Source organism: Syntrophomonas sp. DTU019, assembly GCA_913757435.1.
Classification (GTDB): domain Bacteria; phylum Bacillota; class Syntrophomonadia; order Syntrophomonadales; family Syntrophomonadaceae; genus DTU019.
The window spans coordinates 1-23,549 of the sequence record CAJYDM010000006.1 but is presented as its reverse complement, the minus strand read 5'-3'; the positions used below and the strand labels follow the sequence as shown (position 1 = coordinate 23,549).

Here is a 23,549-nt window from a genome sequence, read left to right as displayed (position 1 = left end):
GGTTGCCCTTCCCTCATGGTAGTTCAAATAGGCCTGGCCCCGGATTGGGCATAAGTATAACCATACACAAAGGTTTTTCCGTCCCATCGGCGGCTAGGATTTCCTAGCCTTTAGCTACGGTAGACCTGTATAGTTTGTTGGGCACATTTCTTCCAGGAAAACTGGCGGGCTCTTTCTAGTCCTAGTATTGACATATTTTCTCTTAGAGAAACTGAGCTGGCTACACGATATAGAGCTTCGGCCAGTTCGTTTGCCTTATAGGGATCGACCAGAAGGCCGGCCTCCCCTACCACTTCCGGAATAGACGAGGTCTTGGAGCTTATCACCGGGGTTCCGCAGGACATGGCTTCCAACAACGGCAATCCGAACCCTTCATAAAGGGAGGGATAAACCAAAGCCATAGCCAGGTTGTAAAAATAGGGTAAATCCGCACTAGCAACATACCCGGTAACAACTATCTCCTGTTCCAGATGCAATTCTTTTATGCGGGTGAAAATATCATCATATAGCCAGCCCTTGCCCCCCGCCAAGACCAACTTCAACTCCGACCGGGGCTGCTCTAAACGAAAGAGTTGATATGCTTCGACCAGACGCTTTAGATTCTTTCTGGGTTCAATGGTGCCTACGTACAGAATAAACTGTTCGGGCAGATGATATTTAGATTTTATATAGCAGCGCTTTTCATCAGAGACAGTGAGCATTCGGTATTGTGAACCGACTCCTAAATAAGTGACCACTATGCTTTCGGCCGGGATTTTTAACCAGTCCGCAATCTCCTGCCGGGAATATTCGGAAACAGTAATGATTTTATCTGCAGACCTTATTCTATTTTCAAAAGCCGTAAAAAGTAGAACCCGGTAGCGAGGATGGTATTGGGGAAATACCCGGTATGACATATCATGTACAGTTACTATGGTCCTGCCGGGAAACACGTGGGGAACGAAACTGGGTTGATGGTAGAGGTCAAACCCGCTTATCCACCGGGGAGCATAAGGCAGATACTTGCGAATTCGGTGTTCATAGTTGGGAAGCAGCTTAATTCCTGGAAGATTCAAACCATCCGCCTTATCTAACAGGTCAGGTCTTATGGTAACGGATATTTGTTCGTCCGCAGCGCGCAGACTGGCCAACTCCCGGATCAAGCTGTATGTATATTGTCCGATGCCTGCCGACTCGGTATTCATGGTATCACCATCGATCAGAAGGTTCACCTGCACCCCCCCTGTCGATCATTATTACCATACCTGTAAACACTGAGTTTTGCCCCATAGAGCAAAAGGCAATTCACAAATAGAACCCGGAATTTATATAATCTGGTGCCAGCAGGCACAAAGATGTTATTATTCTTCATTGCATTGCTCATTTTATGTTTCCGTTATCCCCAAGTATTTTTACTTCCCTTACAGTTCGCTTCTGCATATAAATTAATCCCAGAGCCAATGTTATCCAATAACCCATAAATCTGAATGTGTCCGTGTTCAATCCACACATCAATACGCCCACTATGCTTAATATCAGTGCCAATCCGTAATAATCCGGCTTTCGTAGCTGCCTGGAATTTTCAGCATACCGTATATAGCACTTAACTGTTAATATCATCCATAATGACAACCATAGCAGGAGGCCAATAAGCCCTAGCTCCGCAAATATTCTGGGATAGATGCCATGTACAGGGGGCCAGGTAGTGCCCGGTGCAGGATCAACATAGTCTTGCATCTCCTCGGTCTTGTCTTCAAAAAAATCAATATTTCGGGAATTACAGCATATCAATTATAGATGCAGAGATATGACATCATGCTCCGGGAGGCGGTATAACCTAATCAGGATAGCCATTCGTAAATAAGCCGCAGCACCTTATTCTGTTTAAAATAGCGGCCAATTTCCACTCTTTTATATACTGCGTACAACAACGGCACTGTATAGAAAAGACCTAGCACCAGGCGGTCCTTCATTGCCAAGCGGCCTGTTTTGACCAGTTCCCGGTAATTAATATCGAACTCCTTTTTAAGTGCGGGCGCCATGCTCTTTAGCTCGGTTTCTTTCGATACCCCCAGATAGGCTTCGGCCAGGTAAACATTTGCTTCCACAGCTGCTTGATCTCCAAGATTCCTTAAGCCCTTCTGGTTGAAAAACTCAATTTTTTCCGCATAGGCCTCCCGGGCATGGCTGATTCTTTGGGGGTCAAAACCGACTCCCATGAAGCTATCCCCTCTTTGCCGGTAATACATCATCGCCGCATCGAATTGTACTACCCGGCCAGCCTTATAGTACAGTTTGTAAGTGGTAGCCACATCCTCATGGAGTTTCCCCATGGGAAACCTTACCTGGTCCCATAAAGCTTTACGGTAGACTTTGTTCCATACTACCACATGGGAGTAATTGCCCCGGGTATAATCTCTTAAAGCCGTCATTCCGTCGATAACCAGGGTTTGCTTGCTGTGATTATCCCTCTCGGTTCTGCCCCCATCCCAGGTCTTCAGGTAGGCGCATTCGGCGATATCCGCGTCATATGCATCGGCCAGGGAAATCAGGGTGGCATACATATCCGGCTTCAGCCAATCATCACTGTCAATAAAGCCAAGGTACTGTCCCCGGGCACAATCCAATCCGACATTTCGCGCCTGGCCAATGCCCTGGTTGTTCTGGTGGATGACCTTGATGCGTTCGTCCCGGCTGGCATATTCATCACAGATAGACCCGCAGCGATCCGGAGACCCGTCATCAATCAATATCAGCTCGAAATCACTAAAGGATTGGCTTAAAATAGATTCCACGCACTGCCGCAAATAAGGCTCCACCCTATAAACCGGCACAATTATGCTGAGTTTGGGCATTTCCGCTCCTTTGAGGTTTGCCTCAATATTCCATCTTTCCGTATCGGCGAGAAAAGTAACCGATCGTCATTATGAGCCCCGCTTCCAAATCCACCTTCGGTTCCCAGCCCAACCGAACCTTGGCCAGGACAATATCTGGGCAGCGTTCCCGGGGGTCATCCGGGGGCAATGGTTTAAAGGATAGTTTTTCTTCTGATTCGGTTAGATTCAGGATTGTTTGAGCCAGCTCAGCTATGGTAATTTCTGCCGGGTTGCCCAGATTAACCGGACCGGTAAAATTATCTGTTGCCATCATGGCCAGCATTCCCTCAATCAGATCGCTGACATAGCAAAAGGAGCGGGTCTGCTGGCCATCTCCGTAGATGGTCAGGCCCCCCCCCGCAAGGCTTGAACGATAAAATTACTGACCACCCGCCCGTCATCAGGTTGCATAAAAGGACCGTATGTATTGAAGATGCGGACCACTTTGATATCCACCCCATACTGGCGGTGATAATCAAAAAACAAGGTCTCCGCGCAGCGCTTGCCCTCATCATAACAACTGCGCCTCCCGATGGGGTTTACATATCCCCAGTAATGCTCGGGCTGGGGATTGACCTGGGGATCGCCATATACTTCCGAGGTTGAGGCCTGCAATACCCGTGCTCCGGACCGGCGGGCTAATTCCAGAACATTTATTGCCCCCAGCACACTGGCCTTGACGGTTTGGACCGGATCATACTGATAGTGCACTGGGCTGGCCGGGCAGGCAAGATTGTATATTTCCCCGACTTGCAGGTCGATGGGATGAATGATATCATGTTCCAGAAAATGAAAGCGGGGATGGACCATCAGATCCTCGATATTTTCCCGGCATCCGGTAAACAGATTGTCCAGGCAGAATACCCGCTGCCCTGCGTCCAGCAGTCGACGGCACAGGTGGGCTCCTATAAAACCGGCCCCGCCGGTTACCAATATATCTTGGTTGGTCATATCAAGGCCTCACTCTCTTGAATTATATTTGAGCGCACCCTTTGCCACAGTTCGCATATAATGAAAACCGTCAGATAGGACAAAGCGGCCACCAGCAAGTATTTTACGAATATATGCATTTTGACTTTTATGAAAAGCCACGTAAATAAAGTAACCGGCAAGTAGTGAAAGACATATATTTTGAATGACATCCTGTTCAGATACCCGAGCACCCTGCTATTCTGGTTAAGATACAACCTTCCCAAACCCATTAGGAATATTATGCCCGCGCACTCATAGACCCCTTTGGCAAGTACCCATAAAGGCAACAGGTGCGCCGCGTAGGAGTAAAACATCTGCGAGTTGATATTTACATAGTAAAGCGTGGCAAGAAACATGGCGCCCAATATCATTGAAGGCTTGAAATACTCGTATACTTTCCGTTGTATTCGAACATCTGCAGCATAGACATAGCCAAAGACAAATACACTCAGATAAACCGTCACGTTTGCCCAGTCGCCGACGATGATATAGGCGTCTGGGTGGAAGAGGGGACGCATGCACAGTTCCAGCAATATTATGAAGAAGATCGGCAGCAACAAACGATTCCCCCGGGAAAGAAAAGCGCCGATCCGTTCGAGGCGGCTTTCATCTTCCTGCCACCGCCTAAAAAGCGGTACGCACATCAAAGAGAAAACGAACAGATAAAGAAGGAACCACAGATGACCGTAACCGTGGTAATGGAAGGTATCATACCAAAAAAATAAAGAAGAAAACTAATGAATCCCCCCTGAAACCCTTCATAAAGGGCCTGTATATAGGCTGTTACTGGGCAGAGCAAAAAATATCCGAGCCCAAAGGAAAGCATCAGCTTTTGAGCCCGGTCTCCTATATATGTCCTGGTGCCTCTGCTCTTAAATGAGTAAAAGGAAGCAACCCCTGAGACAAAAAACATTAAGGTCATGAAGAAATCCCCAAGTGGCACCTCGATTATGAGGAAAGGCAAAGCGGCAAGACCCGATACCGGCGCCTTAATGTATACAATGCCATATCTCAGATACGTCAGCGAGGCATGGAAAGGTATAAGTGCCAGGACGACCAGTACCCTCAGCCAATCGATATAATAAAGCCTCTTGTTTTCCTCATTTGATGCCATATTGGAGGGTTCCCCTCCATTATTGGGGACAATCGATAGCATATCCAATACTCAGTCATTCGGGAATGGTCCTTTGACGTTTACTCCTTGGAACACCATAAACTCACTGAGTACCGATACCTTTTCTTGCTCGGCAAATCGTCGCCAAGATTATCTGCTCCATAATAAAACCTTCATTTCCCCTTCTGCACAACCATTATAATACTTCTAATAAGAGAATGCTTCATAACGTTTTCAGTTTTCCAATGCCGAGATACTAAACCAGACGTAGTTTAGCATCCAATTCTTGATGCGGTGATGGGCTTAACATGCCAACTGCCTTTGGTATCCTGGCCACTCCCAGTAGCTGTATCTCATAGTTCTTCTTTTACAATAATTTTACCCTTCATGTAAGGATGGGGAGTACAAAAATAATCGAATGTCCCTGTCTCATTGAAGGTCTGTTGAGCGGATTGGCCTTTACTCAGAAGCCCGGTGTCAAAAGAATTGTTGGTTGCGTTATGCTTTACCGAATCCTGATTGGTCCAGGTAACTGTATCACCCTTCTGTATCGTGAGGATATCAGGCTGGAACTTATAACCCTGAATTAGCACCTGATTCTTTTCAGTACGCGCAGGAGTATGCAATGTTTCATCTTGCTTTGCATTGCACCCGTTGAGGATGACTAAAATGATTACCGTCACTAGGCACTTAAAAAGTAACTTGTTCTTCAAAATCTTTTTTCCGCCTTTCTCACAAAATGTAATGCCCCCCATTGTCAAGACACGGAAAATGGATTTCTAAGTTAATCTCCTTTCTTGTTTTGATATAATCAGGCAGCTTGGGCAAACTGGCCATGATAAACCTGAGCCGGGCACAAGTCTCCGATTGAGGAATGAGGCCGGTATGTATTGTACTCGTGAATATAGCTGTTAATCGCTTTTCTTAGCTCTCTGGGACTCTCAAATTCATTTATGTAGATCAGATCGTATTTTAGAGTTCTAAAGAATCGTTCGGTTCTGACATTGTCTAAAGCCTGGCCTTTGCCATCCATTGATATTTTGACCTCGGCTGCTTCCATAAGTTTGATGTAGTCAGAGTTAGTAAAATGGCTTCCTTGGTCGCTATTGATTATCTCGGGTTTATGCTTGCTCAGTGCGCGCTTTAAGCATTCCATGACAAATGACTTTTCTAGGGTGTTTGAGAGTTCGAAATCAACGATGTATCTGCTGTGCCAATCAATTATGATAAATAAATACATGAACCCTTTTTGCATTCGGATATAGGTGATATCAACCCCCCAGACCTGATCCGGACGCACAATACTAAGATTTCTAAGAAGATAGGGGCGGATATATTGAGCATGATAGCGTTTACTAAGATTAGGCTTGGGATATATGGTGTAAATGCCCATGACCCTCATCATTCTGCGGATCTTCTTGCGGTTAACTAAGATTTCATCGTCGCGCCGGATTATCTTCGTGATTGTTCTATAGCCCCAGGTGGGGTGAGCAGTGTGTATTTCATCGATTCTGCGCATGATGAGCAAGTCGATGTCAGAAATGGCCTTCTCTTTTGGAGGATCACGATAAATACTGCTGCGGTTAATGCCCAAAAGTTCGGCCTGTCGGCTGATGGTAAGGGCTGAATCACTGAAATCAACGCATTTTTTTCTTCCAGTCAGGTCCGAGGATTTGTGTAGATTTTTTTTTCAACCAGTCTACCTCATAGGTAAGCTGGCCTACTTTACGCTCAAGTTCAGCGATATGCCCTTTGCTTTGTTCGAGTTCTTTTTCGGCTTCAGAAGGCCCTTTCTTAAATAACTCAGAAGCTCGTTCGAGGAACTCTTTCTTCCAGCGGGAGATAACCACCGGACTGATCTCGTACTTGGCGGCGATTTGATTGACTGTCTCTGCCTCTGAGAGAATCTCCAAGACAACCTTGGCTTTGAATTCTGGCGTGTAGTTGTTTCTTGCTTTCATGATGATAGTATAACTTAGATTTGAGATTTGTTGTCTCACCCTATGGGAGCATTATAAAATACCCCAGTCACCTTAATAATCACGTACAGCATTGGTAGAGTTCATGTCAACCGTACTAATACGAAGCTCTAATTGGTGATAGCAACGAAACATAAGATTACATTGACAAAAATAAGGTTCACAATTAATAGCGATGATAATCGTATGCGCCACGGCTAATGAACTTTTCAGGGTGATTCTTCATAGCTGTTAGGATATTGTTAAGGATCTTATGAGATGATGAGGCGCTCGGCAAGAGGGGTTAGTAGTTAAATATGCCCGCATTAAGCCCTATTGCGATAGAACCATGTATGATGGCCAACAGAAGAATCACGTATCCCATTATCCGGTGCCAACGAAATGGTATTGGCAACATTCTTCTGGCTACCACAATCTGAAATACTATTGATATGAGCAGTAGCAAACCCAGCCAAAGATGAAGAGGTTTCCCCATTATTATCGGAATCATAATCTGCCACCTCTATCAATTTTGCTATTTCTCCAATTTTAGCATACGTTTATATAATTGTATCTAAACCTTAGAACGAGCCCTGGGCCCTGGAAGCATAGTAAGATCCTGCACAGGTGTGGTACACAAATACAATATTATAGCGACGATCGTAATCATCCTGTTTACCTATTATAGGGAGAATAAAGAGCCAACGAAAAGAACGTCCCTTCGTTGGCTCCCCTTATTACAATCATTTTTCTCGAAGGATTTTATCCAGTGACTTGCCTTTTGCCAATTCGTCAACCAGTTTGTCAAGCCACCTGATTTTCTTCATTAGCGGGTCTTCGATTTCCTCGACGCGAACTCCGCAGATTACTCCCTTAATTTTATCGGCGTTTGGGTTAATTTTCGGTGCCTCCGCAAAGAACGTCTCAAAGTCAACCCCTTTATCAATTTGCGCCTGCAAATCGTGTTCACCATATCCAGTCAGCCAACAAATAACCATATCGACTTCTTCTTTTGTGCGTCCTTTTTTTTCAACTTTCTGGACAAGTAATGGGTAGACTTTTGAAAAAGCAGTCGTATAAATTCTCGGTTTCATAACGTTATCTCTCCTGTTCTTTTGGCTATGTTCCTTCTCAATCAGCATCAATGCAATCTTCAGGGCGGCGATTCGCCGTTCAAGAAGAGTCTGTTGTGACTTTCCCAGTTTCGTTGCATCTATTTTATCGCACTTATGGAGCGTGGACAGCAAGGCGCGATGCGCTTCGGTCAACTCTTCAGATGTAAAGTCTGACATATTCAATCTCCCGCTTCCTGTGTAGTGCATGTTAATGCTGTTGTTCTGCTGTGTTCCGGTAATTCAAATGCTATTCGCCCCAAGCACAAAAATCAGGGTAAAGTATATAAGTTTAGAACTTTGATATAAGATAGTTAAACACTGTTAGCGTTTCAACCTTTAAATATTGGATGTTCAAAGTGTAACTATAAATTGCCAGCCGCTAGCTATTTTTTTCTAAATCATGGTTTTTTCGGAAGTTGTTCAGAAGCTAGTGCACTCAGCAGGCTATAACACATGATCAGCATGATAAATGTTAATGGCAAAGCAGCAGTAATAGACATCTTTTGCAGGGCTAGCAGCCCTCCGGAGAATATTAAAATCGCTGCGGTTGATGACTGCATTAATCCCCAACTGACCTTAATCACCTGGGAAGGGTTCATATTCCCCTGGGAAGTCATGATGCCCAGTACAAATGTTGCAGAGTCAGCTGAGGTCACAAAAAATACAATTACTAAAATAACAGTTAGTAGAGATAGAAATGAACCAAGCGGCAGATGTTCCAACATTGCAAAGATAGCCATTGAGTAATCCTGTACAGCTACTGCGGATAAACCCAGGCTTTGGGTTAATTCCATATTCAAAGCGGTTCCGCCGAATATAGTAAACCAGACAAAATTAAAAAGAGTTGGTGCTATTAGTACCCCCAGTATAAATTGCCTTATGGTTCTGCCTCTGGAAATACGGGCCACAAACAGTCCTACAAAAGGTGACCAGGCAATCCACCATGCCCAGTAAAATAGAGTCCATGACTGTACCCAGTCATAGCCCTGAAAGGGAAAGGTCTGCAGACTCATTTCCAAGAGGCTGTTACTATAATCTCCCACGGTACTGAAAAAAATATTTACAATCTCCAGGGTGGGTCCGATCATGAATACCGCCGCCATGAGTATAAAGGCCAGGAATATATTCAGCCTACTCAAATTCAGTATGCCTTTATCAAGACCTAAAACACTTGACGTAATATAGAGGACCGTAGCGATGACAATGATGATTAAGATCGTAGTAATTCCCTCCGGAATACTATAAAGCTTCTGCAAGCCACTGCTGATCTGCAAAGCACCTAATCCCAGTGAAGTAGCCACTCCAAAAACAGTGGCAAATACACCCAGAATATTTATGAGGTGACCGGGCGCTCCATAAATCTTTTCTCCCAGCAGGGGATAAAAAGCAGAACTGATTAAAGGCGGCATATCTCGCCGGTAAGCAAAATAGGCCAAAGAAAGGCTCATAACGGCATAAATAGCCCAGGGCTGCAAACCCCAATGAAAAAAAGAATACTTCATTGCAAAAGCAGCAGCCTCACCGGAATTAGGCGTAATATGGGAAGGTGGCGAGGTGAAATGGACTAATGGTTCGGCAGTTCCCCAAAACACCAGGCCGATCCCCATACCGGTAGCAAATAACATACTGAACCAACTGAAAGAATCGTATTGTGGTTTTTCGTCGTCTTTACCCAGCTTGATCTGACCGTAGCGGCTAAAAGCAAGAAAAAGACAGAACACCAGGAAAATAAAAGCGGATAAATGATAGAGCCAGCCAAAATAGTCAATAATAAAACCGTGCAGGTTGGAAGACTGTTCATCCATAAAAGAGGGATTAATGATTCCAAATAAACTGAAAAGTATAATAATTGTAAAAGAAATAATGAAAACTACATATTTTTTCATTACAAGTCCCCCTGGCTTATTCTAGAACAATCATCAGAGACCGGGCAATCACCTGCAGACACTAATATCTAACACTAACACCCATAATTGTCCTTCATATGCCTGTTTTATGTTATTCCCAGTATCGGACAATCTATCCCATTAATGATTGGGGGTAACATCCTTTCCTGGCCTAAATATGTCCTAAAGAGTAAGGCGTAAGGATTATAGCGAAAAAAGAACGCCCTCCAATTTCCTTGAATAGCTGGAAAGCGTCCTTTTTGCTTCATTAGGTTATTGCTTGGGATAGGTGATGATTACTTCCTGATTGGCAGCATCCCAGGCCACATCACACCCCAGGCTGGTCGCCACAAATGCAACTGGAACCAGTATGCGGCCATTTTCCACTAGCGGGGTTACCAGCGGATCATTGCTGATCGGTGTTTCCACTCCGTCAACCCATGCCACATTGCTGTTTAAGACCATCTCAACGATAATACCGTTGAAGATGACGGTCGCCTTCTGCAGAGTTGCATCCCATTCAATCGCAGCCCCCAGAGGCTCTGCCACATATCTGATAGGCAGGTAGGTACGGGAATGGAGGATCACTGGTGATACATCCATCGGATAGGATACTCCGTTGAGAGAATAGGAGTATTGCCCGATGCGATATTTTAGTATTGTAGTTGCTGGCTGCGAATAGATGGTAGTAATCGTTCTGGATGTGGATTCGTTAGAGTAGGCGGACGAACCGAAGTCATTAAACGCACAAATCCGGTAAGTGTAATCAATTTTTTCCTGCAAACCGGTGTCGATGTGTTGGTTGGCATCCTTGGAAATGACGGCGATACGGGCAAAATCCTGATTGCCTTGCTTCCTTTCCAAATAGAATCCTTCTTCATTGGAGGACTGATCGACCCAGTTCAGTCTGATTTCGGAAGTCGAAGCTGACACCGCCTGAAGGTTGGACGGAGTGGTGGGCAGCAGTGAGAAGGCCGGATCTTTTGGTTTTATCTGTAAGTCGGGATTTATAATCGTTGTGAATTCTCTGGTAATAGCAGTCTCGTTGGAGTAGGCTGATACAGCCGTATCACTTATCACGCGCACCCGATATACATACGATGTGCCTGCTGTCACATTGGCATCGGTATAACTGGTCGTTCCGGCACCGACTGAGGCCAGAACAGTAAAACTGCTTCCTGCTATGGCTGTTTGCAGTTTCCTCTCAATTTCAAAACCGCCCTCATTATTGGAATTGTCCTGCCAGTTAAGACTTACACCCAGACTGGTATTGGTTGCAGTAAGCTTAGTCGGCGCGTTGATACCTGGTTTTAGAATACCAGGATCACTGGGCAACTTAGGCGTTATAGAAGGAGTTCCAGGTGTAATTGCGGCGGAACACATTCCAATGCCCAGTAACGCAATAATCAACATAGTCAGAATCACAACCGGTAAGCCTCTTTTGCGCATTTTAATACCTCCAGCTCCTTTTTGTATTAGTGCACACCCCTATGATTAACTTGGTAAAATGAATCCAGATGTTTGATATCACCCCAAATCCATAATTAAATGGTTTTACCATAATGAGGTAATTATTTGAATACTTCGGTGTCTACTTTCTTTTTCCTTCAATTACTTAGCAGCTATTACTTAGCCAGCTATTTATTGTTGGGGCGAAAGTAAACCTCAAATATTGACCCTTCTCTGCGGTATCCGAGTTTTTCTTTTTCGGCTTAACGGTGTTGACCAATAAGGGCCAAAATAAGATTTATATTACCATATAAACGGAATTACTCTGTACTTTATCCGCTTTTTATATTCTGAATATCCTGGCAGACCTTTTTCTAATACTTGTTCTTCATTCTTGATTCTTTTAACAATGATTACTGGATATATCAAAAAAATAACAAACGAAAATAAAGAACCAAGTACCAATGGCATAGACATAAACAGCAATATTGTGGACGTATACATTGGATGCCTTACTATACCGTATAGCCCTGTATCTATAACCTCCTGGTTTTCTTGAATTTCTATGGTTCGCGATAAATATGTATTTTCACGCAATACCTCCACATAAAGCAGGTACGCCAGCAGAAATATAGCGGTTGCCATTATCACAAGCCATTTCGGTAATACAAACCATTGATAGCGAAAATCTAATCCAGCGACCACAAAACCGCAGATAAACATCAGGCCACCGAATAATATAACACGCTTCTGTTCGCTTTCTTTTTCTTGCATGTTAAGCCGCTTTTGGAGAAGTTCGGGGTTATTGACCATCAAAACTATGCCTACGATAAACATCGGGATGCATAGTATCCCAATTAACAGCCATGCGTTCCAATAATCGAGGGTCCCTGCTGGAATGAATAATAACACGGATAAAAGTAAAAGCCCTGACAGATATTTCACGATTGTTTGAATCAATAGTCTTTTATCCATTAATCTCACCTCCAAACACCGAATCTTTCCTCTATTAGCGATTTCTTTACTTGGCGCGCTCTTGTCAGCACAACTCGATATAAATTTGTTAGATAAATGCGCTTATCATCTGAGTTTACATTATTCCAGCGATCCCCAGGCTGGCGGAAACACAATGCCCATGACAACTTGATACCAAAACTAAAGCAGGGAGGAGTAACATAAACGTTCCCCTACTTCCTGTCCATAATTTACTTGTTCAGATTGGAGATAGTTCCTACCGATACCTTGGTGCTCAACAGCAGGGCATGTAACAGCAGCAGGACAGCAAACATTAGCAGTGCAGCACCCAGCCATAAGGATAGTATTGGAAATACTGATCTCAAAAACAAATACTCTTGCATAGTGCACCACAGCAGAAAGCCAATTATCGTAAGTGCCACCAAAGCATGAATCCATTGTATCCCATGAAAGTCAAACCTTTTTTGTCCTAATTTTCTTCTATAGAAGGCTGTGAGCACTCGCAGAAACAGCAAGAATCCCATGGCCATTAGCACTCCGATTATTGCATTTAGAACGTAGCGAGCCCATATGATAGTGCCCATTCCAACAGATGGAAACCCCCTCCATTGCGCCCAATCATTGATCAAATAAGCAATGAAGGGCCAGCTCCTTTGACTGTTGGTCAGGATCACAATGCCATCGCCCGTCTCCGGCACTGCCTGGAAATGAGTCATGATGCCGCTGCCTTGCCCTCCGTGAGAAACGGACAGCATGCCATTGGGCAGTTTCTCTAAATAGTACCCCAGACCGTATGCATCAAAAACCAGCTCGTAAATGCCGATTTTATCACTTACAGGTGTATATAAAAGTTTTATGCTTTCGGTACTCAGCACAGGATTATCGCGCATGCCTGCCATTGCAAACATAGCCATATCGCCAGCTGTGGCAAACAGGCCACCCGATGCTTTTTCAGGATATACGTATACAGGCACAGGTTCCCCATTCAGGTCGTATCCCGTAGGGGGAACCGGCATCATAGTGCTATCCCAGTCAAAGGTGGCCCTATTCATGTCTAGAGGCAAAAGAACCTCCGTTCGCATATATTCCACAAAATCCTGTCCGCTAACCTCCTCGATGAGCAGCTCCAGCAGATTGTAGCCGGTGTTGGAATAAGAAAAGCCAACTGGGTCCATCATTGGAACAACTTCCTGTGTGAGCTTTTCTTTGAGTGAAGGCATTTCCTCCCCAGGAGAATAAATGGTAAACACATCGCCCAGAGGTAAGCCTGCAGTATGGCTTAAGAGACGACGAACCGTGATTGCTTCCAACGCATAATCCATCTCTGGAAGGCTCCAGCTTTTCAGGTATTGTGATACGGGAGCATCCAAATCAATCAAACCTCGCTCCGCCAGCTTCATAACCCCCCATGCGGTTACTGATTTTGATATGGACTGAACTCGCATTTGGGTATCCGAACTCAAAACTCTGCCGCTTTCCAGGTCAGCGCATCCGTATGCTTGAAGCCATACTATTTCCTTATTTTGTACCAGCGCGATGCTGCAGCCCGGAATCTGGTATTGCTCCAACAGGGCAGGAATACGGCCATTCATATGGGACAGAAAAGCGTTAAGCGGATCGCCTGGGCGAACCTGCTGTTTGGGCAGCACACTACCCGTAATCATGGCTACAAACATAAAGGCAAGCAGCGACAGAATTATCAACCCTATCCATGCTCTGCTTCCAATAAACACCTCTGTGACTTTCATAAACTGAAATCCTTCCAGCGTTGCTAGCGGCCTTCTACCCTATCCCAATCTTATGGGTATAGCTAGTGAAGCATTCATAGCAGTCATAATCACACTAAAATTCTTAAGTTATATAAAAAATGTGATTCTGTTTAGTCTGAGCTGTTGAAATGTGGCATATCCTTCGGCTAAATCCTGTATATCCGTTTTTAATATTTCTTTTCTTATAATCAATCGGCATCCTAGCACCCCATTTCCCTTTTAATAGGCAGCCACGCTATCCTCAGTGCCTTAAACCGCCTGTCGTTTTAGGATTGTCTTCGAGGGCTACAGCTTCCACTCTCCTGTATCTTTTAGCACTTATGCAGAGTTTAACCAGGGGTATACAAGCATAATTTACAATTTATAAGGCTTGCAATTCTGATATTGGAACAACTGGCTTAGGAATTGCAGAATGCTCTCCGATAATTTTCTCCATCCAAATCATGTCATACCATTTTCCAAGCTTGTATCCGCACTTAGTAAAATGTGCTACTTTCTTATATCCTAAACGCTCATGAAAATGCATACTGGCATTGGTAAGGTTTTCATTCTCAGTGGATGTATAGGCTATACATGCATTCAGATTAAGAATATTTTGCCTCTTCAATATTTTTTCCAAAGCTAAATACAGTTTTTTGCCTACACCTTTACCTTGACAATCCTGTCTCAAATATATAGTAGTCTCAACAGCCCAATCGTATGCGACACGGTCCTTAAATGATGAAGCATATGCATAACCAATAATTTTATTGTTTTCTACTGCTACCACATAAGGAAATTTATTCAATATATTGTTAATCCTCTCACTGAATTCTTCAACAGATGGAACATCATATTCAAAAGAGATGGCGGTGTCCTTTACATAAGGAGCGTATATTTCTAAAATTTCTTTAGCATCTGCTTTTGTTGCCATACGTATTGAGACTGTTGTATTCATTTTCCCACCTTATTTGTATAGAATAATTATCTTTATTCCGGAATTTGTTACTAAAGCTTATTATAAAATATTATTTGATTATGACGCATTCTGTAAGGGTTCAGATCCTGCCCCGGTGGTTTGGACTTCTGCCGGTTTAGCGGCTTTCTGCAGTCTCTTCCTATACATATTATTGATTGTCACCATTCCTATTACAGCGAAGAACATGACCATGGAAAAACCTATAATGGCTTCAAAGGGTATGCTCAACCCTTCTTTGATGTTTGTAAACAACGCGCCCATTGGTGTAAGTAGCGGGAATAGGATGAAAATGTTGCTTGTCAGGCGAAAAATAGCAGAGTAAATGAGACCGATGATGAACAGTGTCACATATTCCGAGCCAGCCATGCCGTACCCGACATGATAGAAGCAGTAGATGACCGCGCTCAGTATTATACCGAGGATAATGCCGAAGCTCTCCTCAAACCGCAGTTGCGCAAAACCCCTGAAAAAAATGTTTTCAAAGAGTCCAACGGTTACAGCCATGCAGGCTAGCGGAAGGAAAGACTTGAAATCCGGCAATTCCAGATTGCCAAGTGTCAGGAAGTATTGAATAACCGAGAATACCAGGCACAAGCCAATGCTCAGCAGCAGATTCTCTTTTTTAATGCCCAAAGCCGACAGCGGGCGTTTCATGATCAGCGTATTGTAGAAAACGGGAGTTAATATGCCTAGCAGCAAGATGCCGACAACACCGAAGGTAATGAATTGACCAGCAACATTTTTGATTGTTATGACCTGGAAAGAAAGGTAGAACACTGCAACAATGAGAACGTAGTTGGCCATTACAACCGCCAAATCTTTTGTTGGTCTAAACTTGAACAAGTTCTGAGTTTTCATAATAATCTTCCTTTCCTAAATAAGATTTATTAATTAAAATCTTTGAGATATTTCAATACAGGGACTAAGCCAAGTCTGAACGTTGATCTGTATATACCCGGCTTGCTGGAGGCTGATTAAGAACCCGTGTAAATGGCAATAATCTCCATATAAAACAAAATGGAGGTTATTAAAATGAGACAGTCAAAAAACATTCTTACGGACAAGGAAATGGAATTAGTGAGCCTATTAATGCAGGACTGCCAAAGCACGGGTGACATTCAGTCGAAGCTAAAACGCCTTTTTGCGGGAACAATTGAGCAGATGCTGGAAGCCGAAATGGAAAATCATTTGGGATACGAAAAGCACAGCACCGAAGGAAACAACACTGGTAATTCCCGCAATGGGTATAACCGAAAGACCATCATCAGCGATTACGGCGAGAGTGAAATTGCCGTGCCCCGTGACCGCAACGGAGAATTTGAGCCTAAAATCCTCGAAAAGAGGCAGACACGGACGGATGAAATCGAACATAAAATCATGGCGATGTATTCAAAAGGAATGAGCCAGCGCGACATTGAAGATAATCTACGGGAGATTTACGGGGCAGAAATATCGCAGGCTTTGATTTCTAAGATAACAGATAAAATCCTCCCGGAAGTGAACGAGTGGCAGAATCGGCCGCTGGAGTCGATTTACCCGATCATCTACTTTGACGGGATCGTATTCAAAAGCCGCAAGGACAGTCAGATCATCAACAAATGCGTCTACTCAGTGCTAGGCATTGATATGAGCGGCCAAAAAGACATCCTGGGCATCTGGATCAGCGAGAATGAAAGCGCAAGCTTTTACGCATCCATCTGTTCCGACCTGAAAAAGCGCGGCGTGCAAGACATTTTTATCGCCTGTCATGATAACCTGAGAGGACTTGGCGAAGCCATAAATGCGGTTTTCCCAAGGACAAAGCAACAGCTTTGCATAGTCCATCAGATTCGCAATTCCACTAAATTTGTGCAGTATAAGGATCGAAAAGCAATTTGCGCTGACCTTAAAAAAATCTACGGTGCAGTAAATTTAGACGACGCAGAGTATGCCAAGGAAGAATTCCGGGAAAAATGGGATAGGAAGTATCCCTCCATTTTGCGGTCCTGGGATGCTAATTGGGCAGAACTCACCACGTTTTTCAATTATCCTGAACAGATCCGGCATTTGATTTATACGACAAATGCAGTGGAAGCGTACCACAGGATGGTGCGGAAATTTACGAAGACAAAATCCATCTTCCCCACAGATGACTCAATCCGGAAAGTGGTATTTCTTTCGACTAAGGAAATCACGAAGAAGTGGACGCAGCCATCAAGGGACTGGGCAATGGCGTACAGCCAGATTATGATATTCTTTGCAGACAGGTTAGTGGCATAAGGCCTTGAGGGCTCTGCCCTCAAACTCCCGAGGTTTACCCGCTCAGGGCTTACCGGTGAAGCAGAAAACGGCAGACTCATTGCCCGCCGTCTCACCGTATAAGCCACAGCGAGCGTTGGGTCGCTCCTCAGCGTTGCCCGATTTATGCTGCAATAATATTATGGTCAAATTTTAGGATGATTATTCCATTTACACTGAAGGATGTTCACAACCGCTTGCTGCAGCTTTTCGCTCGGATCGGCTTTTTAACCTAGTCGTTAAGTGCGATATGGACACAGTGCCATTTACCCTCCCAGGGTGCATTCCGCAGAGATCAAATTTCCTATCATACAACATTGCCGCAATTAATACTACAAATATCGATCCTGCATTATGAACCAATGCACCTGTTATAGGGGTCAACCAGCCCTTAAATGACATCAAAATTGCCACCAAGTTTATAAATAGGGCCAGGGAGATACTGAATTTTATGGTTCGCACTGTCGCATTGGAAAGCCGTTTCAGATACGGAATCTTGGAAATATCATCGCTCATCAGGGCAATATCTGCAGCATCCACAGCAATATCACTACCCATGGCTCCCATCGCTACACCTACAGAGGCCGTTTTGAGGGCAGGAGCATCATTCACGCCGTCTCCTATCATACAGACCGAATAACCTTGCTGTTGCAAGTGTACAATATGCTGCACCTTTTCCTCTGGCAGTAAGTCTGCCCGCACAGAGGTAATGCCTACTCGTTTTGCAAAATAATCCGCCGTTCTCTGGTTATCACCGGTAAGCAGTACCGTCTGTGTATCCATCTCCTCCAACTCAGCGACCATCTCATTTGCCATAGGCCGCATCACATCGGAGAGGCCAATCACACCTATACACAGCCCGTCTATAGCAGCCAGAATCGAAGCCTTACCCTGATTGCGCAGCTTATCCAGAGTATCACTAACCTGCTGCGGGATGCTAACTCCATTTTCCTGTAAATATTTCTCACTGCCGCATAACAGATTCTTACCCGATACATTGGCAAAAATCCCTTTACCTGCTTCCACACTAAATCCTTCAGCGTCGCTCAGAATTAGATTATTTGATATAGCATGTGCGACGATTGCTTTTCCTAAAGGGTGTTCGCTACGTGATTCTGCTGAAGCTGCCAAAGTAAGCAGCTCCTTTTCACTCAGTTCTTCTGAGAAAGAAATCGTATCACTAACCTCAAGTTTTCCAAATGTAAGGGTTCCGGTCTTATCAATGGCTATGGTATCCACCTTGCCCATCTTTTCGAGAGCCTCACCGGATTTGATGACGATCCCCTGTTTGGTTGCCTGCCCAATAGCAGCCATAATAGCGGTAGGGGTAGCCAGAACCAAAGCACAAGGGCAAAACACTACCAGCACGGTAACGCTACGAACCATATCCTGGGTAACAAAATACGTTATGACAGCAATTAACAATGCCACTGGCACAAGCCAGGTTGCCCATTTGTCTGCTACACGTTGTATTGGCGCTTGTTTGTTTTCTGCATCCTGAACCATACGGATCAGCTTCTGTAGTGAGCTGTGCTCACCAACATTCGTTGCTTCTATGTCAATTGCTCCAAAACGGTTGATGGTCCCACAGAAAACATTGTCATCGACTTCCTTGTCAACTGGCAGTGACTCGCCAGTCATGATCGCCTGATCGACCGATGTATTTCCGCTTATGATTTTCCCATCAACAGGGATTGTTTCTCCAGGAAGAACTCGCAGTATATAACCCACTTTGATTGCTTCTGCGTTTATCATTTCTTCTTTCCCATTATCAATCCGGCGTCCTTGCTGTGGAGCAAGACTGATCAGTTCTTTCAGACCCTTTTTGGATCGTTCGGCGGTTTTTTCCTCCAGAATCGCTCCAATTGCCATAATAAAAGCAACTTCACCAGCGGCAAAGACTTCACCGATGGCAATGGATGCGATCATGGCTATGGAAATCAGGAGCGCCGAAGATATTTTGCTCATGCCTTGGTTATAGATAATTCTCCATATCGCCAGATATAGAAGAGGAACTCCACATATGATAACAGAGACCAAAGCTGGGTCAACTGGAACTTCTATTTTCATTAGCATTAGAATCAGGCTTGCGACCAAAAACGCACCGCCCACTATAGTCATAGGTACTCCGGCTAAGAAACCGTTTAATCTTTGCATTCTATAAAAACCTCTTCTTGCATGGTTGCTTAAATAATGGTACATTCTATTTATTATTGAACACCTTGTTCGCTAAGATTATATGTCTGGCCGATGCGACATTCAATAAGCAAAATGGTAAGTATGTAAGTTATTGAACATTTTAACGGTATTTATCCGGGAGGAGTTATATGGACAGAAGGCAACAGAAAACAAGAGATGCTATCTTCAAGGCATTCAGCAAATTGATTGGACAAAAGCGGTACGCAAACATAACCGTGCAGGAAATCATTGATGAGGCGAACATTGGCCGGAGCACTTTTTATGCTCATTTTGAAACCAAGGACGAGCTGCTCAAGGCCCTGTGTACTGATATCTTTAGCCATGTATTTTCGGATGAACTCATGTCGGAAAAGACCCATGACTTTTCGGGCGAAAACTACGTTCTGGAAGCGAAACTCACGCATATCCTCCATCATCTTAAGGACAGCGAAAAGAACATTGCGGGTATTTTATCTTCCGAAAGTGGTGACCTCTTTATGAAGTACTTCAAAGATTACCTTACAGAGTTGTTCTCAAAAAATTTTAACGAAATAAAAGTGAATGCCCCTGCTGATTTCGTGTTAAATCATCTCGTGGGTAGTTTTGCAGAGACTGTAAAATGGTGGGTTGATAACAGCATGAAATATACACCTGAACAAACAGCCAGGTATTATATAGAGGTTAGCTATAATTAGAAAGATTAGGAGTGCGAAGATATGAATTCAAATATTCAGTTAAGGAATCAATTTGCCTGGACTTCTTTTTTTGTGGAGTTTGCTGACAAACTGTTGCTATATAAAAATGATCGTCCGCAGCTTCTTGAGTTCTTAAAAGGCGTTTATGAAGATTTAGGCTTGCGCTATCCGTTTATAGAAAAGGACGGTATGCCGGTTGAAGATATTTGCCCGTTTACTGTATTTGGCTGTTTCAATAAAGGAATATCCAATGAAAACCGCGCTGCTTTGATGAAAAGCATAGGCAGTATACTGGGCGTTAAAGCTACAGTGCCGACAGAATTTGACGGCATTCCGGTACTAAACAATATGAAGGCTTGGTTCTTTAGTGGTAAAGATCAACGAAAAGAAGATGACATCTCTAACCTGTGGGATGTATTTGAAGCCGGAATAAACTATGCTGACAATCCGTCAGAAATCTTCAAGTCAGCATTTATAGCTTGTTATGATAAGGTAAGAAAACAGCTTGGTATTAAATGGAATTTGACTATAGGGTTGTATTGGATACGTCCCTTTTCCTACTTAAACCTTGATGAACGTAACAGAAGTTATCTGACACAAGAGGGCTCTCCTTATTACGCGGGTGTTACCAAATTTTCTGACTTGAAGCAGCTACCAAGTGCGAAAACCTATTTGGAGCTCATCTCTGTATGCAAAGAAATCTTTGCAAAGAGCGACAGCCCTCATCACAGTTTTCCTGAACTGTCCCACGCAGCATGGGCGATATCAGTTTCGGAAGCTCAGAATAAAAAGATATCCAATGCCAGCTTTCTAAAGTGGTTTACTCCTCTTATCAATGCTTTAAGAGAACTTGGCGGTTCTGCGACCCCGGAACAGGCTCGTAAACGTATAATATCTGACTTAAACCTGCCAGATGAGATGATTAATGAAACACGGGGCAAAACTGCAGTCAAAAAATTTGATAACGAAGTTGCTTTTGCACGAAACTATTTGGTCTATGAAGGTTACATAGATAGCTCTATCAGAGGTGTTTGGTCACTTACAGAAAAAGGACTTACTGCGCCTATGAACGACGAAATAGCTAGTGAAATATTCATAAAGTGGGCCAACAATCTAAAAGAACGCCGCGAGAGTGTTGAAGAAGCAATAAATAATGAGCGTAATACAAATGAAAAGCGATACTGGATTTACGCCCCCGGAAGCAATTCTTCCAAATGGGAGGAATTTTACTCCCAGGGCATTATGGGCATCGGATGGGATGAATTGGGCGACCTAAGGCAATACCCTAGCAAGGATGCCATGAAAGCCAAAATGAAGGAACTGTACGGTGCAGAGTACTCATTTATGAACTCGGCTCTGGCCACATGGCAGTTTACCAACGAAATTCAGGCAGGCGATATCATTTATGCAAAAAAAGGCATGCGTAAAATTATCGGCCGCGGCATAGTTGAATCCGACTATCTTTTTGATACCGGGCGCGATGAATATAAACATATTCGCAAAATCAAATGGACACATAACGGGGAGTGGGAACATCCAGGGCAAGCTGCAGTAAAAACCCTTACCGATATTACTCCCTATACCGATTACGTGCAAAAACTGGAAGCTCTCTTTATCGATGACGACGCAGCAGATGTTATCGAAGAAAAAGAAATTGTGTACGATCTCTACACCGAAGAAGACTTTCTCAGTGAAGTTTTCATGGATACCGAACATTACAGTATATTGGTTAACCTCTTAAAAACCAAGAAAAACATCATCCTTCAAGGAGCACCCGGCGTTGGTAAGACTTTTGCCGCTAAAAGACTAGCTTTTTCCATAATGGGGCAAAAAGACACCAGTCGAGTTATGATGGTTCAATTTCATCAGAGTTACAGCTATGAAGACTTTATTATGGGCTTCCGTCCATCCAAAGACGGGTTTGAGCTTACACCCGGGCCTTTTTACCAGTTCTGTAAATCAGCCCAGGATGACGATGAACGGGATTATTTCTTTATCATTGACGAAATCAATCGCGGTAATGTTAGCAAGATTTTTGGTGAGCTGATGATGCTTATAGAAAAGGAAAAGCGCGGTGAAAAACTGCGTCTCCTTTATTCCAACGAGTTATTTTCCGTTCCCAAGAATGTTTATATTATCGGCATGATGAATACTGCCGACCGCAGCCTTGCCATAATCGATTATGCTTTGAGAAGAAGATTCGCTTTCTTTGAACTTGAGCCTGCTTTTGACTCTGAAGGGTTTAAAGCGATTATTCAGCAAGCAAACAGTCCCAAGCTTAATGCCCTGGTTGAGCAAATTAAGGCTTTGAATGAATTTATCAGCAAGGATGAATCCCTTGGCAGTGGATTCAGAATTGGTCATAGTTATTTATGTACAAATAGTAAGGTAACCGACGAATGGCTGGAAGCTGTTGTTAAGTATGAATTGCTGCCTCTTTTGGGCGAATATTGGTTTGATGAACCATCCAAAATAGAGCAGTGGGCAAAAAGGCTGAGTGAGGCTTTGTATGATTAAGATTCAGAATATATACTATATGCTTGCTTATGCTTTTCATGTTTTAAATGAAGAAGGCTATAAGCGGGTAGCAACTGAAGATTTCGAATATGCCTCAGATTTATTTGCTGCAATCCTTGCTGCAGGTATCGCCAACCAAATTAAAAGAGGCTTGAGCAGGGAATATATCAGCAAAACAGAAGCCATTATTTCACCTGCAGGTAAAATCAATGTCTCCGCCTCGATTGTACAAAATTCTATACTTAGAAAGAAATTGGTCTGTGAATATGATGAGTTTACAGAAAACAGCTACATGAATAAGATTCTCAAAACCACTGCCATGCTTTTAATACGTTGCCCGGAAGTATCAGCGCAGCATAAAAAAGCCTTAAGAAAGGTAATGCTTTATTTTAGCAATGTTGATGAAGTAGACCCGAGAAGAATTCAATGGTCGGGTATCAGATACCATAGAAATAACAATACTTACAAGATGCTGCTGAATATCTGCTATCTGGTGATTGAAGGCATGCTTATGACAGAGCAGGACGGCTCCCGAAAGATGGCGCGCTATGTAGACGACCAGCGCATGCACAGGCTTTATGAAAAATTCGTATTGGAGTATTATCGCAGGCATTATCCCCAGTTTAATGCAACAGCCGCCCATATTGATTGGGATGTCGACGGTGGGGAAATAGAATATTTACCTACTATGAAATCAGATATAACTCTTCGATATCAGAGCAAAACCCTCATTGTAGACACAAAATACTATGGGCACACCATGCAGACAAATAGACTGTTCAATAGTCGGACACTCCATTCTCACAATATGTATCAGATATTTACTTATGT

Annotated in this window: 22 protein-coding genes and 1 pseudogene; 5 read left to right on the top strand and 18 right to left on the bottom strand. The window is 43.6% G+C overall.

Annotated elements, in window-relative coordinates; genetic code table 11:
* Nucleotides 1–110 precede the first annotated feature (110 nt).
* The 15 genes and pseudogenes from AC15IQ_RS13285 to AC15IQ_RS13215 form a co-directional block, all read right to left on the bottom strand.
* Nucleotides 111–1,211 carry a glycosyltransferase family 4 protein gene (locus AC15IQ_RS13285; RefSeq protein ID WP_483179656.1) on the bottom strand — a complete coding sequence of 367 codons (1,101 nt, stop codon included), beginning with the start codon at nt 1,209–1,211 and terminating at the stop codon, nt 111–113.
* A gap of 148 nt (nt 1,212–1,359) precedes the next feature.
* Nucleotides 1,360–1,770, bottom strand: coding sequence for a hypothetical protein (locus AC15IQ_RS13280; protein ID WP_483179654.1), 411 nt, complete (start codon nt 1,768–1,770; stop codon nt 1,360–1,362).
* Nucleotides 1,771–1,820: 50 nt separating this feature from the next.
* Complete coding sequence (locus tag AC15IQ_RS13275) at nt 1,821–2,834, bottom strand: glycosyltransferase (RefSeq protein ID WP_483179652.1); 1,014 nt, start codon at nt 2,832–2,834, stop codon at nt 1,821–1,823.
* 22 nt (nt 2,835–2,856) lie between these two features.
* Nucleotides 2,857–3,147 carry a hypothetical protein gene (locus AC15IQ_RS13270; protein ID WP_483179953.1) on the bottom strand — a complete coding sequence of 97 codons (291 nt, stop codon included), beginning with the start codon at nt 3,145–3,147 and terminating at the stop codon, nt 2,857–2,859.
* Nucleotides 3,148–3,171: 24 nt separating this feature from the next.
* Nucleotides 3,172–3,806, bottom strand: a pseudogene (locus tag AC15IQ_RS13265) (NAD-dependent epimerase/dehydratase family protein); the annotation flags it as partial.
* A complete protein-coding gene (locus AC15IQ_RS13260) occupies nt 3,803–4,489 on the bottom strand; it encodes an acyltransferase family protein (RefSeq protein WP_483179952.1) in 687 nt (228 codons plus the stop codon). The gene AC15IQ_RS13260 and the pseudogene AC15IQ_RS13265, both read right to left, overlap by 4 nt.
* A complete protein-coding gene (locus tag AC15IQ_RS13255) occupies nt 4,471–4,941 on the bottom strand; it encodes an acyltransferase family protein (protein ID WP_483179650.1) in 471 nt (156 codons plus the stop codon). Before AC15IQ_RS13255 ends, AC15IQ_RS13260 begins: the two co-directional genes overlap by 19 nt.
* A gap of 353 nt (nt 4,942–5,294) precedes the next feature.
* Nucleotides 5,295–5,654 (bottom strand): cupredoxin domain-containing protein, encoded by a 360-nt coding sequence (locus tag AC15IQ_RS13250; RefSeq protein ID WP_483179648.1) that lies wholly within the window; start codon nt 5,652–5,654, stop codon nt 5,295–5,297.
* A gap of 98 nt (nt 5,655–5,752) precedes the next feature.
* A protein-coding gene (locus tag AC15IQ_RS13245; RefSeq protein WP_483176939.1) for an IS3 family transposase occupies nt 5,753–6,902 on the bottom strand; the annotation gives its coding sequence in 2 pieces (ribosomal slippage) (nt 5,753–6,622 and nt 6,624–6,902; 1,149 coding nt in all).
* 323 nt (nt 6,903–7,225) lie between these two features.
* Nucleotides 7,226–7,420, bottom strand: coding sequence for a hypothetical protein (locus AC15IQ_RS13240; RefSeq protein ID WP_483179647.1), 195 nt, complete (start codon nt 7,418–7,420; stop codon nt 7,226–7,228).
* A gap of 222 nt (nt 7,421–7,642) precedes the next feature.
* Nucleotides 7,643–7,993 (bottom strand): DUF2200 domain-containing protein, encoded by a 351-nt coding sequence (locus AC15IQ_RS13235; protein WP_483179950.1) that lies wholly within the window; start codon nt 7,991–7,993, stop codon nt 7,643–7,645.
* A 419-nt stretch (nt 7,994–8,412) separates the two neighbouring features.
* On the bottom strand, nt 8,413–9,900 hold the full coding sequence (locus tag AC15IQ_RS13230; protein ID WP_483179645.1) for a glycine betaine uptake BCCT transporter: 1,488 nt from the start codon (nt 9,898–9,900) through the stop codon (nt 8,413–8,415).
* A 273-nt stretch (nt 9,901–10,173) separates the two neighbouring features.
* Nucleotides 10,174–11,349 (bottom strand): stalk domain-containing protein, encoded by a 1,176-nt coding sequence (locus AC15IQ_RS13225; RefSeq protein WP_483179644.1) that lies wholly within the window; start codon nt 11,347–11,349, stop codon nt 10,174–10,176.
* Nucleotides 11,350–11,652: 303 nt separating this feature from the next.
* The gene (locus tag AC15IQ_RS13220; RefSeq protein ID WP_483179642.1) at nt 11,653–12,324 is read right to left on the bottom strand and encodes a methyltransferase family protein; all 672 of its coding nucleotides are present in this window, start codon (nt 12,322–12,324) and stop codon (nt 11,653–11,655) included.
* 230 nt (nt 12,325–12,554) lie between these two features.
* Complete coding sequence (locus AC15IQ_RS13215) at nt 12,555–13,856, bottom strand: serine hydrolase domain-containing protein (RefSeq protein WP_483179948.1); 1,302 nt, start codon at nt 13,854–13,856, stop codon at nt 12,555–12,557.
* On the opposite strand from AC15IQ_RS13215, the gene AC15IQ_RS13210 reads away from it, so the two are divergent.
* Complete coding sequence (locus tag AC15IQ_RS13210; RefSeq protein WP_483179961.1) at nt 13,770–14,099, top strand: hypothetical protein; 330 nt, start codon at nt 13,770–13,772, stop codon at nt 14,097–14,099. The two genes, AC15IQ_RS13215 and AC15IQ_RS13210, sit on opposite strands and share 87 nt — an antisense overlap.
* A 355-nt stretch (nt 14,100–14,454) precedes the next feature.
* Here AC15IQ_RS13210 and AC15IQ_RS13205 read toward each other — a convergent pair whose 3' ends face one another.
* A complete protein-coding gene (locus AC15IQ_RS13205) occupies nt 14,455–15,030 on the bottom strand; it encodes a GNAT family N-acetyltransferase (RefSeq protein ID WP_483179640.1) in 576 nt (191 codons plus the stop codon).
* A gap of 78 nt (nt 15,031–15,108) precedes the next feature.
* Complete coding sequence (locus AC15IQ_RS13200; protein WP_483179639.1) at nt 15,109–15,909, bottom strand: CPBP family intramembrane glutamic endopeptidase; 801 nt, start codon at nt 15,907–15,909, stop codon at nt 15,109–15,111.
* A gap of 210 nt (nt 15,910–16,119) precedes the next feature.
* On the opposite strand from AC15IQ_RS13200, the gene AC15IQ_RS13195 reads away from it, so the two are divergent.
* Entirely contained in the window at nt 16,120–17,310 is a 1,191-nt protein-coding gene (locus AC15IQ_RS13195; RefSeq protein WP_483177709.1) for an IS256 family transposase, read from the top strand.
* A gap of 189 nt (nt 17,311–17,499) precedes the next feature.
* On the opposite strand, the gene AC15IQ_RS13190 is transcribed toward AC15IQ_RS13195, so the two are convergent.
* Entirely contained in the window at nt 17,500–19,485 is a 1,986-nt protein-coding gene (locus AC15IQ_RS13190) for a heavy metal translocating P-type ATPase (protein WP_483179638.1), read from the bottom strand.
* Nucleotides 19,486–19,655: 170 nt separating this feature from the next.
* On the opposite strand from AC15IQ_RS13190, the gene AC15IQ_RS13185 reads away from it, so the two are divergent.
* The 3 genes from AC15IQ_RS13185 to AC15IQ_RS13175 form a co-directional block, all read left to right on the top strand.
* Nucleotides 19,656–20,201 (top strand): TetR/AcrR family transcriptional regulator, encoded by a 546-nt coding sequence (locus tag AC15IQ_RS13185; RefSeq protein ID WP_483179637.1) that lies wholly within the window; start codon nt 19,656–19,658, stop codon nt 20,199–20,201.
* A gap of 21 nt (nt 20,202–20,222) precedes the next feature.
* The gene (locus tag AC15IQ_RS13180; protein ID WP_483179636.1) at nt 20,223–22,718 is read left to right on the top strand and encodes an AAA family ATPase; all 2,496 of its coding nucleotides are present in this window, start codon (nt 20,223–20,225) and stop codon (nt 22,716–22,718) included.
* Nucleotides 22,711–23,549, top strand: an 839-nt coding sequence (locus tag AC15IQ_RS13175) for a 5-methylcytosine restriction system specificity protein McrC (protein WP_483179634.1), incomplete at its 3' end; no start/stop codon positions are given. The genes AC15IQ_RS13180 and AC15IQ_RS13175, both read left to right, overlap by 8 nt.